Annotated in this window: 17 protein-coding genes; 7 read left to right on the top strand and 10 right to left on the bottom strand. The window is 66.4% G+C overall.

All coding sequences use genetic code 11. The features are described from left to right. The 7 genes from AC2W7M_RS10470 to AC2W7M_RS10500 form a co-directional block, all read left to right on the top strand. Positions 1 to 225 (top strand): hypothetical protein (locus tag AC2W7M_RS10470; protein WP_486132223.1); only part of this gene is annotated, 225 nt, incomplete at its 5' end. A 139-nt stretch (positions 226 to 364) separates the two neighbouring features. After that, positions 365 to 1,357 carry a phosphate ABC transporter substrate-binding protein PstS gene (gene pstS, locus AC2W7M_RS10475; protein WP_486132225.1) on the top strand — a complete coding sequence of 331 codons (993 nt, stop codon included), beginning with the start codon at positions 365 to 367 and terminating at the stop codon, positions 1,355 to 1,357. Between the two features lie 69 nt (positions 1,358 to 1,426). Then, the gene (locus tag AC2W7M_RS10480) at positions 1,427 to 2,314 is read left to right on the top strand and encodes a metalloregulator ArsR/SmtB family transcription factor (RefSeq protein ID WP_486132227.1); all 888 of its coding nucleotides are present in this window, start codon (positions 1,427 to 1,429) and stop codon (positions 2,312 to 2,314) included. 81 nt (positions 2,315 to 2,395) lie between these two features. Continuing rightward, entirely contained in the window at positions 2,396 to 3,457 is a 1,062-nt protein-coding gene (gene arsB / locus AC2W7M_RS10485) for an ACR3 family arsenite efflux transporter (RefSeq protein WP_486132229.1), read from the top strand. A 52-nt stretch (positions 3,458 to 3,509) separates the two neighbouring features. Further along, positions 3,510 to 4,550 (top strand): ArsJ-associated glyceraldehyde-3-phosphate dehydrogenase, encoded by a 1,041-nt coding sequence (locus tag AC2W7M_RS10490; protein WP_486132230.1) that lies wholly within the window; start codon positions 3,510 to 3,512, stop codon positions 4,548 to 4,550. Position 4,551: 1 nt separating this feature from the next. Further along, a complete protein-coding gene (locus AC2W7M_RS10495) occupies positions 4,552 to 5,214 on the top strand; it encodes an MFS transporter (RefSeq protein WP_486132232.1) in 663 nt (220 codons plus the stop codon). Then, positions 5,211 to 5,825 carry an MFS transporter gene (locus AC2W7M_RS10500; RefSeq protein WP_486132234.1) on the top strand — a complete coding sequence of 205 codons (615 nt, stop codon included), beginning with the start codon at positions 5,211 to 5,213 and terminating at the stop codon, positions 5,823 to 5,825. Before AC2W7M_RS10495 ends, AC2W7M_RS10500 begins: the two co-directional genes overlap by 4 nt. An 81-nt stretch (positions 5,826 to 5,906) precedes the next feature. Here AC2W7M_RS10500 and AC2W7M_RS10505 read toward each other — a convergent pair whose 3' ends face one another. The 10 genes from AC2W7M_RS10505 to AC2W7M_RS10550 all read right to left on the bottom strand — a co-directional run bounded on the left by AC2W7M_RS10505 (position 5,907) and on the right by AC2W7M_RS10550 (position 12,100). After that, the gene (locus AC2W7M_RS10505) at positions 5,907 to 6,404 is read right to left on the bottom strand and encodes a hypothetical protein (protein ID WP_486132236.1); all 498 of its coding nucleotides are present in this window, start codon (positions 6,402 to 6,404) and stop codon (positions 5,907 to 5,909) included. After that, positions 6,401 to 6,892: a hypothetical protein gene (locus AC2W7M_RS10510; RefSeq protein ID WP_486132238.1), complete on the bottom strand. Its 492-nt coding sequence runs from the start codon at positions 6,890 to 6,892 to the stop codon at positions 6,401 to 6,403. Before AC2W7M_RS10510 ends, AC2W7M_RS10505 begins: the two co-directional genes overlap by 4 nt. 101 nt (positions 6,893 to 6,993) lie before the next feature. Further along, entirely contained in the window at positions 6,994 to 7,380 is a 387-nt protein-coding gene (locus AC2W7M_RS10515) for a hypothetical protein (RefSeq protein WP_486132240.1), read from the bottom strand. Positions 7,381 to 7,496: 116 nt separating this feature from the next. After that, entirely contained in the window at positions 7,497 to 7,796 is a 300-nt protein-coding gene (locus AC2W7M_RS10520; RefSeq protein ID WP_486132242.1) for a hypothetical protein, read from the bottom strand. A 34-nt stretch (positions 7,797 to 7,830) separates the two neighbouring features. Next, entirely contained in the window at positions 7,831 to 8,727 is an 897-nt protein-coding gene (locus tag AC2W7M_RS10525) for a hypothetical protein (RefSeq protein ID WP_486132244.1), read from the bottom strand. Between the two features lie 17 nt (positions 8,728 to 8,744). Beyond that, positions 8,745 to 8,996, bottom strand: a complete 252-nt coding sequence (locus AC2W7M_RS10530; protein ID WP_486132246.1) for a hypothetical protein — start codon at positions 8,994 to 8,996, stop codon at positions 8,745 to 8,747. Between the two features lie 23 nt (positions 8,997 to 9,019). Further along, the gene (locus AC2W7M_RS10535) at positions 9,020 to 9,436 is read right to left on the bottom strand and encodes a hypothetical protein (protein ID WP_486132248.1); all 417 of its coding nucleotides are present in this window, start codon (positions 9,434 to 9,436) and stop codon (positions 9,020 to 9,022) included. Positions 9,437 to 9,579: 143 nt separating this feature from the next. Then, on the bottom strand, positions 9,580 to 10,110 hold the full coding sequence (locus AC2W7M_RS10540; protein ID WP_486132250.1) for a DUF4755 domain-containing protein: 531 nt from the start codon (positions 10,108 to 10,110) through the stop codon (positions 9,580 to 9,582). A gap of 170 nt (positions 10,111 to 10,280) precedes the next feature. After that, a complete protein-coding gene (locus AC2W7M_RS10545) occupies positions 10,281 to 11,087 on the bottom strand; it encodes a hypothetical protein (RefSeq protein WP_486132251.1) in 807 nt (268 codons plus the stop codon). A 131-nt stretch (positions 11,088 to 11,218) separates the two neighbouring features. Then, the gene (locus AC2W7M_RS10550; RefSeq protein WP_486132253.1) at positions 11,219 to 12,100 is read right to left on the bottom strand and encodes a hypothetical protein; all 882 of its coding nucleotides are present in this window, start codon (positions 12,098 to 12,100) and stop codon (positions 11,219 to 11,221) included. Positions 12,101 to 12,318: the final 218 nt, after the last annotated feature.

Below are 12,318 nucleotides of genomic sequence, written 5' to 3' on the forward strand. Positions count from 1 at the left end.
CCGCCCGTCCCGCCTGACCGCCTGCCCCCTCCCAGCCTGGGCGCGCCGGAGCACCGCGACGGAGCGTCCCTCCAGGGGCGTCCGGTGGTGATCTGCGCCCGCGCGCCCGGATGCCAGCCCGGCTCGCCATCATGGCTCATGCCCTGTCCCGCAGGCATCGTCGGGCGCCGCTGGCGTTCCCCACACTGGCGCGTGATCTGCCCGGCCGGCTTCGGCTTCCCCTGAGCCGGGCGACGTCACATACGCGTCACGACGGCCACATATCAATATGTCGGCGACTATCGACATAAAGACACGTATCGCATAGGATGCTGATCGAGATGTCGCGGGACACCGTCGCGGGACACAAATGGGGAGGCCAGCCGTGAAACGCATTCTTGCCTTGACCGCCGCAGCCGCCATCGCGGCCCTGGGGACGCTCGCGCCGGCCGCGCATGCGGCCGACGTCCAGGGCGCGGGCTCCACCTTTGCCTATCCCATCATCTGGAAATGGGCCGACGCCTTCCGCAGCCGCACGGGCATTCCGGTCGAATACCAGTCTGTGGGCTCGTCGGCCGGCATCAACCGGATCAAGGACGGCGTGGTGGACTTCGGCGCGTCTGACAAGCCGCTGAAGCCGGAAGAACTGGAGAAATATGGCCTCGCCCAGTTCCCCATCGTGTTCGGCGGCGTCGTCCCGGTGTTCCATCTGGAGGGCGTCGGCGCGGGCCAGTTGCGCTTCACCGGCGCCCTTCTCGCCGACATTTATCTGGGCAAGGTCGCGACCTGGTCCGACCCCGCCATCAAGGCCCTCAATCCCGGCGTCACGCTGCCCGACGCGAAGATCGTCGTGGTGCATCGCTCCGAAGGATCGGGAACCACGTTCAACTTTGTGTCCTACCTCGCCAAGGCGAGCCCGGAGTGGAAGCTGCAGGTGGGCGAAGGCAGCGCGGTCGCCTGGCCGGTGGGAACCGGCGCCCGCGGCAATGAGGGCGTGGCCACCGAGGTCAAGCGGGTGAGGAATTCCATCGGCTATGTGGAGTTCACCTATGTGGTGCAGACCCAGCTCGCCTACGGCCTGGTGCAGAACCGCGCCGGCCGATTTATCGCGCCCAGCGCGGCGTCGTTCCAGGCCGCGGCCTTGAGCTTCGACTGGGTCGGGGCACGGGACTTCTTCGTCGTCATCAACGATTCCCCCGCCGAGGACGCCTACCCCATCGCCGCCACCACCTTCGCGGTCATGTACAAGGAACCGAAGGCGCCGGCGCGCAGCCAGTCCGCCTTCGCGTTCTGGCGCTTCGCCCTCGGCGAGGGCGAGAAGCTCGCGTCCGAGCTCGGCTATGTTCCCCCTGCCCCCCCGCGCTGGTTCAGCAGGTGAAGGCCTATTGGGCGAAAACCTTCAAGGGCGGCGTCTGAGGCGCGGCGGCCATTCGATCGGCGGTGCGAGATGACCGAGACCAAACTGAACGCAGAAGACGCCACGCGGATTTTCGACGCGCTGTCCCAGGGCACGCGGCTTGAGACCTTCCGGCTGCTGCTGCGCTATGTGCCCTACGGACTGCCGGCCGGCGACATCGCCCGCCTGCTGGCGGTGCCGCACAACACCATGTCCACCCATCTCGCGGTTCTGGAGCGTGCCGGCCTCGTCGCGGCACGGCGGGACGGCCGCTCCATCCTCTATGCCGTCGATCTTTCGGCGGCCGGCCCGGTGCTGAGCCAGCTGATGGGGGAAATGGGCTATGCGGCCTCGCCGCTTCGTGCCACCGGCGCCGCCGCCTTCCCCCAGCTCCGGCCTGCGGCCGCGAACGACCGCGTCTACAACGTGCTGCTCGTCTGCTCGGCGAACTCCGCCCGCTCGCTGATCGCCGAGGCGCTGCTCAACCGCGAGGGCCGCGGCCGCTTTCGCGCGTTCTCGGCGGGCAGCCGGCCGAAGCTCAAGCCGCATCCGATGGCGATCGACCTGCTCGGCTCGCTCGGCTACGACACCGCCCCCCTCGCCTCCAAGAGCTGGGACGGCTTCGCCGAACCGGACGCGCCGCAGATGGACTTCGTCATCACCACCTGCGACGCCGCCGCGGGCGAGATCTGCCCCGCTTTCCCCGGGCATCCGCTCCAGGCCCATTGGGGCCTGCCGGATCCGCTGGCGGTGAAGGGAAGCGAGGCGCAGCAGAAGGCGGCCTTCGTCGCCACCTACCGCCGGCTTGCCGGCCGCGTCTCCGCCTTCGTCAACCTGCCGTTCGAGCAACTCGATCTGGCGACGCTGAAAGAGCGCATCGGCGAGATCGGCAAGATGGAAGGCGCGACGGCGCTCACGCTCGCCGGGAAGGCCGCGTGAGCCGTCGTCGTCCTGAAACGAACTGCGCCCACGCTGTCGCCGCCATCGGCCGCAGCGTGCGGCCTTGGGAGAATGCGCGCCATGTCCGTGTTTGAACGCTACCTCACGCTCTGGGTGGTCCTGTGCATCGTCGCCGGTGTCGCCCTCGGCGCGCTGGCGCCATCGGTGTTCCAGGCCATCGGCGGGCTGGAGGTCGCGCGGGTCAATCTGCCGGTCGCGCTCCTCATCTGGCTGATGATCGTGCCCATGCTGGTGAAGATCGACTTCGCCGCGCTGCGGCAGGTGGGCCGGCATTGGCGGGGAATTTCGGTGACGCTGCTGGTCAACTGGGCGGTGAAGCCGTTTTCCATGGCGCTGCTCGGCTGGCTGTTCATCGGGCATCTGTTCCGGCCCTATCTGCCGGCCGACCAGATCGACAGCTATATTGCCGGCCTCATCCTCCTGGCGGCGGCGCCCTGCACGGCCATGGTGTTCGTCTGGTCGAACCTCACCAAGGGCGAGCCCCACTTCACGCTGTCCCAGGTGGCGCTGAACGACGCCATCATGATCGTCGCCTTCGCGCCGGTGGTGGGCCTGCTGCTCGGTCTCTCGTCCATCACCGTGCCGTGGGACACGCTCCTGCTGTCGGTGGTGCTCTACATCGTCGTGCCGGTGATCGCGGCGCAGCTTCTGCGCGGACGCATCCTGGCGCGCGGGGGACAGGCCGGGCTCGATCGCCTGCTCGGCGTGCTCCAGCCGCTGTCTCTCGTGGCGCTGCTGGCGACGCTGGTGCTGCTGTTCGCCTTCCAGGGCGAGCAGATCCTCGCCCAGCCGCTGGTGATCGCGCTGCTCGCGGTGCCGATCCTGATCCAGGTCTATTTCAATTCGGGCCTCGCTTATCTGCTCAACCGGATGTCCGGCGAAGCCCATTGCGTGGCCGGCCCCTCGGCTCTGATCGGCGCCTCCAATTTCTTCGAGCTGGCGGTGGCCGCTGCCATCAGCCTGTTCGGCTTCAAGTCCGGGGCGGCGCTCGCCACCGTGGTGGGCGTTCTCATCGAGGTTCCGGTGATGCTGTCCGTCGTGTGGATCGTGAACCGTTCCAAGGATTGGTACGAGGCCGGCGGCGTGAAGGTGACGGACGCCGCCGATCATACCAAGGCCTGAGGCCATCGCGGCAACGCCGCACCTTCTCAAGATCACAGGGAATGACGGTGCCATGAGAGTAGGGATCAACGGCCTCGGCCGCATCGGACGGCTGTCGCTGCGCGCAGCCCTGGGGGCGGCGCAACGCCCGGACAACGACCCGCGCGCCAACAACCGGCTCGACATCGTCCATCTCAACGAGATCAAGGGCGGTGCCGAGGCCTGTGCCCACCTGCTGGAATTCGACAGCGTGCAGGGCCGCTGGCGCGCGCCCATCTCCCACGACGAGGGACACGTGCGCATCGGCGAGAAGGCCATGTCCTTCTCGTCTTATGCCAAGCCGGAGGACATTCCCTGGGGCGATCTCGGGGTGGATGTGGTGCTGGAAGCCACCGGCAAGTTCCTCACCCCGGCCGTGCTCGAGGGCCACCTCAAGCGCGGCGCCAAGCGGGTCATCGTCGCCGCTCCGGTGAAGGACCCGTCCGTCCTCAACGTTGTGGTGGGCGTGAATGAGGCCCTCTATGACAGCGAGCGGCACCCCATCGTCACGGCAGCCTCCTGCACCACCAACTGCCTCGCGCCCGTGGTGAAGGTGGTGCACGAGGCCATCGGCATTCGGCACGGCCAGATCACCACCATCCACGACCCCACCAATACCAACGTGGTGGTGGACGCGCCCCACAAGGACCTGCGCCGCGCCCGCTCGGCCATGCTCTCGCTCCAGCCCACCACCACCGGCAGCGCCACCGCCATCGCCCTCATCTATCCCGAGCTGAAGGGCAAGCTGAACGGCCACGCGGTGCGCGCCCCCGTGCTCAACGCCTCGCTCACCGACTGCGTGTTCGAACTGAACCGCGCGACCACAGCGGAGGAGGTGAATGCCCTGTTCGTGGAGGCCGCGAACGGAGCGCTCAACGGCATCCTCGGCTTCGAGCCGCGCCCTCTGGTGTCGGCCGACTATGCCCGCGACACCCGCTCCGCCATCGTCGACGGGCCGATGACGCTGGTCACCGACGGCACCCTGCTCAAGGTCTATGCTTGGTACGACAACGAGATGGGCTATGCCTGCCGCATGGTGGACCTCGCCTGCCACCTCGAACAGGCGGGGCTGTGAGATGGCGCCGTCCTCCGCCGCGGGCCTGCGCAACTACGCCATCGTCACGGCGGCCTATTGGGGCTTCACGCTGACCGACGGCGCCTTGCGCATGCTGGTGCTGTTCACCTTCTTCAAGCTCGGCTACTCGCCCTTCACCCTCGCCTTCCTGTTCCTGCTCTATGAGGCGGCGGGGATCGGCGCGAACTTCATCGGCGGCTGGCTCGCCGCGCGCTTCGGCATCACGCGGATGCTGACGGTGGGGCTCACCACCCAGATCGCCGGCTTCCTGCTGCTCTCGGCCATGTCCCCCTCGTGGGAGACCGCGTTCCTGGTGGCCTGGGTGGTGGCGGCACAGGGCGTGTGCGGGGTGGCCAAGGACCTCACCAAGACGGCCTCCAAGTCCGCCATCAAGGTCACGGAGGCGGAAGCGAAGGGCAATGCCGAGGGGCGCCTGTTCCGATGGGTGGCGTGGTTCACCGGCTCGAAGAACGCCATGAAGGGCTTCGGCTTCTTCCTCGGCGGCGTGCTTTTGGAGGCGTTCGGCTTCCGCCTCTCGCTGTGGCTCATGGCGGGCGTGCTGGCCATCGTGCTGCTCGGCGTGCTCTTGTCCCTGCCGCCCATGATGGGCAAGGCCAAGGCCAGTTCTCGGCCAAGGAATTGTTCGGCAAGAGCCGGGGGGTGAACCTGCTCGCCGCCGCCCGCGTCGCTTTGTTCGGCGCGCGCGACGTGTGGTTCGTGGTCGGCGTACCGGTGTTCCTCTATGGCGCGGGCTGGACCTTTCCCATGGTGGGTGGCTTCCTCGCGCTCTGGACCATCGGCTACGGCATCGTACAGGCGGCGGCGCCCGCCGTGGTCAGCCGCAGCCCCGACGGATTGTCGAAGGAGGTTCCGGCCGCGCGCTGGTGGGCCCTGGGCCTTGCCCTCGTGCCGGCGGCCATCGCCATGTTGCTCGCGTCGACGTCGCTGCGGCCCGATCTCGTCGTGGTCATCGGCCTCGGCATCTTCGGCGCCGCCTTCGCGGTGAACTCCTCGCTGCACTCCTACCTGATCCTCGCTTATGCGGGATCGGAGAAGGCGGCGGAGGACGTCGGCTTCTATTATGCCGCAAACGCGGCGGGGCGCTTCGCCGGAACCCTGCTCAGCGGCCTGCTCTACCAGATGGGCGGCATCACCGCCTGCCTCGTCGGCTCTGCGCTCATGCTCGGCATCTGCTGGCTCACCACCCTGCTGCTGCCGACCCATGCCCATGCCGCGGGCTCCGAGATGGGCCGCAAAACCTGGGCCGGGCGTTAGGCCCGGTTTGCCGGGCGGCGGTCTCCGCCCGGCTCGAAAGCAGGATCATCGACGGCAAGCTTACTTCTTGCAGGCCGTCACTCACTTCGCCTCCGGTTCCCTCGAATGGTCGCGGGTCATGGTTTCAACCAGAAGTTGACGGTCCGTCTCGAGGAGATCATAGGCATGAAGATCGAACACGACGGCTCTCACGCGTGAGCGATCTGTCTCGTCAGCTTGAATCTTGATCGACATGAGCGCTCTGCATGCCCGAGGCCGCTCGGGGATCTTCTTTCGAACGTCCTCTTGGTCCGCAAACCTCTGGTCGATGAACGTTTCTCCGGGAACCTTATCGGGCCATTCGAGGGGGTTGCTGCCAAGGAAGTCACCAAACGCATCATTTCTACAGGCATCCAGTGCCCTCTGCAGCAGAAATCCGGCCTTCGGGCGGGGCACCAGCTGCCCTTCCTTATCAAAAAGGTAGTATATCTTCGTGATGTATTGTTCTTCGTATAAGGTTGGCTCTCCGTATTTTGCCTTGATCAGAGACAAAAGATCCTTCACTTCCAGACGCTGGGGCGCCTGCAGATACCGCATCAAGCCATAGACCCGACTTCCGGAGAGTGGACTTGTTGTATAGATATACAATCATCACACATCTTGGTTTCGTCGCGAAACACGCGGCAGGCATCGCCATTGCTGGTCATGGTGACAAGGTAGGTGAAGTCTTCATACCGGGTCTCGGCGACGCCCTTCGGGCCGACCGTCATCTGGTAGGGCCATTCATTGATCTTTCCATCGCCCTTCCTGGCCGCGAGCTTTGCCCGGACGGTCTCCAGTGTATCGCCAATGCGGATTGTGAGGATGTCCGGCGCAAAGGAGTCCGGAAACGAATAGAGGCTGGCGCTCACGTCCTGCCGTGGCAGGGCCTTTGGCAAGGCGTTTGGCGCGGCAGGCATCCCGGCTGACGGCGCCGTCGCCTGCGCCGCCGCAGGAACCGGGGCCGCAGCGATCGCGGGCACAAGGAGTGACAGGCCGACGACGGCGGCCACGCGGCAGATTGCACGGGCGGTCGGGATTCGAAGCATGGAGGATCTCCCATCGGAAACCGAGGTTGCGGCCAGCCGCTCTTCACACGTCGGGAAAACGGCCACCCGGCCGCCGTGGCGCCGGGAGCGGCCCGCCCATTTCACCTTGGGCAGCGAACAAGATTCTGTGGCTGGAAGGTGCGGCCGCCGCGCGTGATCTGCAGGATCAGCCGATCGGGTGCGATCGGGCGCAGCGTGACCGCCATGGTGCCGCCGCCGCCCTCTTCGAGGCTGCAGCGCCCGCGATAGGAGAAGCTGCCGTCCTGCTCCTGCCGCAGCGGCGTGGCGCAGGCCATATGGTAGTTGGCGATGCCGTCGGGCCGGATCAGGAAGGGCCCGTCGGGGCTCTCGCGGTTGCAATTGCCGTCCGGGCTCCGCCAGTAGCCAAAGAGGCTGGGTCCGGTCTGGGCCGTTGCGGTGTCCATGGCGAGGGTGCTCAGGCAGATGCACGCGGCCATCAGCACCGGGAACTTGGACATATCGTGCATGTCACGTCCTTTCAGGGGGTGGTGGGCTGGGGCGGCGAGCCTCAGACGAAAAAGGGGATGAGCGCAAAATTCGGCAGGGCACCGCATCGACGGCCAGCGCCCCCGGCCGGCCGCCACTACGGGCACGTGTTGGAGCCGGCGAACTTGGCGAGGCACTTGTCCATTTCGCTCCAGAGCGCTCTGTCGATCACGGCGGTCCGGTTCTTCGTGTCGCACCGCATGACGGTGGCGAGCCGAAGATCCCACGGCGCCGCCAGATAGATCTTGCGATCCTCGGGGAGTTTGGGATCCATGCCGCAGATCTTCATCAGTTCGGAACGGTTGGCGATCGCCCGGCACGCGCCGCAGGTCTGGGCCTGGGCCGCCGTTGCCAGCAGGAGAGCCATGCCCGGGAGGCACATCGTCCAGCGCGTCATGGGACCACCCTTTCTGTGTTGCGGGCAAACCTGGCTATCGGGCAATCAGCAATGGCAGGGGATCGACCCGGTTCGCTGGCGGCATGGCCGCGCGGATCGCTGGAGAAGAGGGAGGGATCAGTTCGCCGATGACGCGGGTCTGGACAGGCCGGCCCGGCGTCGCGAAGCTGGCGGCGACCTGGACGAATTCGATCCGGCCGGGGAAAACAAGCCGCTCCACGGGCCGCCCGTTGATATCGATGGTCGCCTTCTTCACGGGCGCACCGAGGCTGAACAGAACCTGCACCTTGGCGCTGCGGTCGGTCGGGTTGGAGCGGCCGTCCACATAAGCCTTGGCGGCCACGCGATCGATCGGGAAGAGCGTCGGAAGGACGCGATCGAACTCCACATTCATCGCCGGCACCTTGAAATGCGGGATGCCACCTCCGCAGAGCCAGGTTTCCTGGCCTTGGGTCAGCAGCGCGCCCTTGATCCGGTCCGGCGGGGCATCGTAGGTGATGGGAAATGCCCCCGCGGCCATGTCATAGGGGCCGAGTTCCCCCCATAACGAGACATGCATCAGCGGCGCGATCCCGCCGAGGATGGCATCCGTCCGCGCCTCGTACCAGCGGCGGACGTCCTCCCATTCGAATTCGTTGTTGTGCTTCAGGGCCGCCCTGCAATCATTCATCGCCACCCAGTAGATGAACGCCGTGCGCGATCCCAGTTGGCTCCTGTCGAGCTTGAACAGATTGACGATGGATCTCGCAAAGAAGCCCTCGCCGGTCAGACGCTCGTTGGTCAGCGTTTGCCAGCCGCCGGACGGCGGAACCGCCTGCGCCAAGCCCGACGAGGAAGAAACGGCCCCGGCAAGGCCGGCTCCCAGCAGGCAGGCCAACAGGCGAACGGCAGCGATGCGTTTTCTGGAGCGGATGAAGATGGCAAGGCTCATGTCAGTCTCCAACAGGTTCACCATCCGCCGCCGCGCGGACAGAATGTCGTCCGCATGTATTTCAAGGCCCTGGCGAAGCGGATTTCGGAGCCGTTCGTCAGGTCGCCGCCGGCAGTGAATGTCGTCTGGGGGCGGGTGGCGGGAAACTCGCGGGCGTCGAAGGCCACCATGCGGCCGCCCATCAGGGCGCGCGGATCGACCCGCGCCTCGCCTTCGACGGCGGTGGTGAAGGTGAAGAGCGTGCTCTCGTCGCCGAGGGACGCCGTCACGAGATTGCGGAAATCGAAGGCGTTCAGGGTGTAGCGCGGGGAGAACGGGCGCCGTTGTTGCGTCGGTCGTCATTCTCGTCGAGCACGCGGCCGCTGGGCGTGGTCGAATAATCCAACCGGAACAGAAGGTAGCGGCAGGTATCGAGCGCCTGGAGGCGCCAGCGTCGATGGAACGTCAACTGGGTCGCATTCCTGTCGCCGCCCAGCACGACGTTTTCCGTCCATTTGTGCTCCAGCACATATTGGCCCCCCGCCACCGGAGCACGCTGTTCCCCAGTGAGGATGTACAACGCGGCCTCGGCGGCGGACTGGGCATGGGCGGGCGGCGCAGACGCGAGGAGCGCCAAGGCGCAGCCCGCGACCCCGCTCGCCACGACCGCCGCCGCCTTTCCCATGATGCAGGCCCGCATCGCGAAAACGCGCATCCCGAACGCTTCCATGGACCTTCTCCCCAAATAGCCAAGCCGGCGCTGGATTGAGGTCGGAGCCGACGCTGGACTCCGACTATCAGAGTGTTCCATGCCGGCCCGATGGAGGGCGATTGCAGAACCTTGCCGTTTGTTGCAGCGGCAGGGCCAAGGACCTATCCGTTGACATGCTGGGCGAGGATTTCCATCCAGCGCCGCAATTCCATCTCCGTGGACTTGTCGTGGGGCGTGCGCGACCGGAACTTGATGAACCACTGCGGGTGGTCGATATCCCGAACATCCACATAGAGGCCGGTATTCTCGATCACGCGGCTTTCGCGCACCGAATTGCTGATGGCCTGCCCGATGCCGTAGCCAAGATTGCGCGAGGCGCCGGTGATGCCCCCGCCGATCACCGCGCCGCCGCGTTCGAGAACCAGTTCCGGCATCTCAAAGCGCCAGCTCCGCACGTCGCTGAGCGGATAGGTCTTTGCCACCGGGATGCCGTTGAACCGCGCGAGCAGATGCAGGCAGCCATTGGCTTGATCGACGGCAATGCCGGTGCCGTCCCAGGCATGTTTATATTTGCAGTCGCTCACCGTTGCGAGCCACGGGTCCATGTTCACGCGACCGACGTCGCCGAGCTTCCGGCTGACGACAAACAGGAGAGCAAGGGCGAGCACCAGGAGGATCACGAACGCCGTCATGCTCGTCTGTCCCTGGTCGGTCCGCGGGTCCACGGCACTCGCCAGCTTGAAGCTCAGGACGACGGCGACAAGCAGTCCGCCCATCCAGACAAGGGAATTAAAGCATCCACGCATGAGCGACCCCCTTTCGGCTCAATGATGAATCAGGACGCGCCCCACCGGCCCTTACCTCAGAAGGCGCTCGCCTTCGGGCAGTATTTGCTCTGCAAATACTTCACCGCATCGCCAAAGCGGGTCTCGAAGCCTGCACCCTTGCCGCCCGCGAGCATCACCGGTCGGGCGGTGGGGACCGGGAATTCGCTTGCGTCGAAGGCCACCATCCGCCCGCCGGAGACCGACGCCGGATCGAGCTGAGCCGTGGCCTCGAACGCCTCGGTGAAGGTGAATTTTGTGCTGTACCCCCGGCCGAAGCGGGAGACATCGGCCGTCACCAGCTTGCGGAAGTCGAATTCGCTCATGATGTAGCTCGGCTCAAGGGCCGATACCAAGTTGCGGCGGGCCTCGGCCTCGGTCACCACGGTGCCGTCGGGGCGGGTCGCGTAGTTCAGCCGGAACAATCGATAGCGGCAGGCATCGAGAGGTTGGAGACGCCAGAGGGTGTGGAACACCACTTGGATATTGTCGCCCTTCTCGCGGAAGAAGACGGTGGTCTCCCCCTTGGTGTCGATGGCGAAGCGGCCGTTCGCCTTGGGGGCCTGCGTCTCGCCGGTGAGCAGGAACAGCACCGTCTCCTCGGCGGTTTGCGCCCGGGCCGGCTGTGAGAGCGCAAGGAAGCCCAGTCCGAGGCCGCCCAGGGCCACGAGGGTTCGTCCGATCCGCCAGACGCGCATGGTATCGTCTCCGTCGGGAAAGCTGAGAAACGGCAAGGCATTCAGGACAAAGGCCTCAGGGCCGGCCGGCCACCCACCGCCCGGCGCAGCGATCTTGGTGCCGGCTTCTGGACGGGAGTCACGGACCCCGACAAGCGGAAGGGTCACCCATGGCGAACGGGCGCCGCGCGCGTTTCGGAACCAGCGAAACTTCCGCGCGCCCACTGCCGAGCGAACGCCCCCGTGCAAGGCACATGCTGCACCGCAAATACTACCGTGAGCTTAGCCACAACGCACGTCTATTCGACGACGCGGTAATCACCGGTCAGGATGGCGTAGGGCCGTCCGGCCTTGCGCAGCCGGTCGACGGCGCGGTCGATTTCGTCGAGGAATGCGGGACCGGCGGCAAAGGGGCCCTGGTCGCCCGCATTGGGGGGCATCGCGGCGAGCCGAAGGTCCTGTTCCGACCAGATCGCAAACAGGCGGCACCAGCCAGGCGGGCCGAGCACCGTCAGGGCCGGCTCGATGTTGGGATCGCTGAAGGGCACGCCGAGGGGGCCAGCCGCCACCCGCGTGGCCGGCGCGTAGCAGGACGGCATGAGACACGTCATCTCGCGGCGCAGATATTCGTCGTTCAGCAGCAGGACATGGCCGTCCGCCGGCACGGTGAACACCAGCCGCACCTGGGCGCCGATGCGCAGATGGGGAATGGCGGCAGTGCTCTCCACCGGCGCGCCGAGCCCGGCGCGGCGCGCGGTGACCGGCTGGATCTTGATGCGGCCATTCTGCCGGTTGGGGTCTGCCAGCCATTTGCGGCGCAGCCGGTCTCCGTCGCCGGCGCCATGGAGGCCGATCCGCGCGCGTTCGAGGGCGGCCTTCAGATGGTCCATGTCCGCCTTCAGGTCGTCCACGGACAGTCCTTCGAGGCCGCAATACTTCAGAAGGTGGGATAGTTCCTGATTTTCCACCGGCGCCTTCCCACCCCTCTTGCGCGTCATCTGCGCTTCGGTGGTCTCCAGTGCCGCCGCCAGGGCCTTGTTGCTGAAATGGCCGATGGAGAACAGATAGCCCACCACCCCGGCGATATGCTCGATCTTCTCGCCCAGCGCCGGATCGCGGAAGGGGCGCGTCTCGTGCGGTGCCTCCTTCGTTGCGTCGTCTGGGCGGGTGGTCTTAGCCATGGGCGGTCGTCCGGTTGGCGGGATGTACGGACATATTGGCGCGGTCCGCGGCCGCTGCCGATTGCCGATTCTTGCGACTTGATGCCGTCGGTTCCGGTCTCTATGGCCCCGCTCACGGCGGCCCATGCAGCATGAAAGCGGCCCAGCGCGCGGCCGGCTGGGCCGATGCGCTCCGGGCAGCGCCGAAAGCGGCGGAGCGGGCCGGCCATGGCGGTGTC

Source organism: Xanthobacter sp. BG11Y11_SDJG, from assembly GCF_057364445.1.

Bases quoted from the DNA above. Each gene is read 5' to 3' on its own strand.
- AC2W7M_RS10495 (WP_486132232.1), top strand. From the start codon at position 4,552: ATGGCGCCGTCCTCCGCCGCGGGCCTGCGCAACTACGCCATCGTCACG.
- AC2W7M_RS10510 (WP_486132238.1), bottom strand. From the start codon at position 6,892: ATGCTTCGAATCCCGACCGCCCGTGCAATCTGCCGCGTGGCCGCCGTC.
- arsB (WP_486132229.1), top strand. From the start codon at position 2,396: ATGTCCGTGTTTGAACGCTACCTCACGCTCTGGGTGGTCCTGTGCATC.
- AC2W7M_RS10540 (WP_486132250.1), bottom strand. From the start codon at position 10,110: ATGACGGCGTTCGTGATCCTCCTGGTGCTCGCCCTTGCTCTCCTGTTT.
- AC2W7M_RS10525 (WP_486132244.1), bottom strand. From the start codon at position 8,727: ATGAGCCTTGCCATCTTCATCCGCTCCAGAAAACGCATCGCTGCCGTT.
- AC2W7M_RS10490 (WP_486132230.1), top strand. From the start codon at position 3,510: ATGAGAGTAGGGATCAACGGCCTCGGCCGCATCGGACGGCTGTCGCTG.
- AC2W7M_RS10520 (WP_486132242.1), bottom strand. From the start codon at position 7,796: ATGACGCGCTGGACGATGTGCCTCCCGGGCATGGCTCTCCTGCTGGCA.
- AC2W7M_RS10480 (WP_486132227.1), top strand. From the start codon at position 1,427: ATGACCGAGACCAAACTGAACGCAGAAGACGCCACGCGGATTTTCGAC.
- AC2W7M_RS10515 (WP_486132240.1), bottom strand. From the start codon at position 7,380: ATGCACGATATGTCCAAGTTCCCGGTGCTGATGGCCGCGTGCATCTGC.
- AC2W7M_RS10535 (WP_486132248.1), bottom strand. From the start codon at position 9,436: ATGGAAGCGTTCGGGATGCGCGTTTTCGCGATGCGGGCCTGCATCATG.
- AC2W7M_RS10550 (WP_486132253.1), bottom strand. From the start codon at position 12,100: ATGGCTAAGACCACCCGCCCAGACGACGCAACGAAGGAGGCACCGCAC.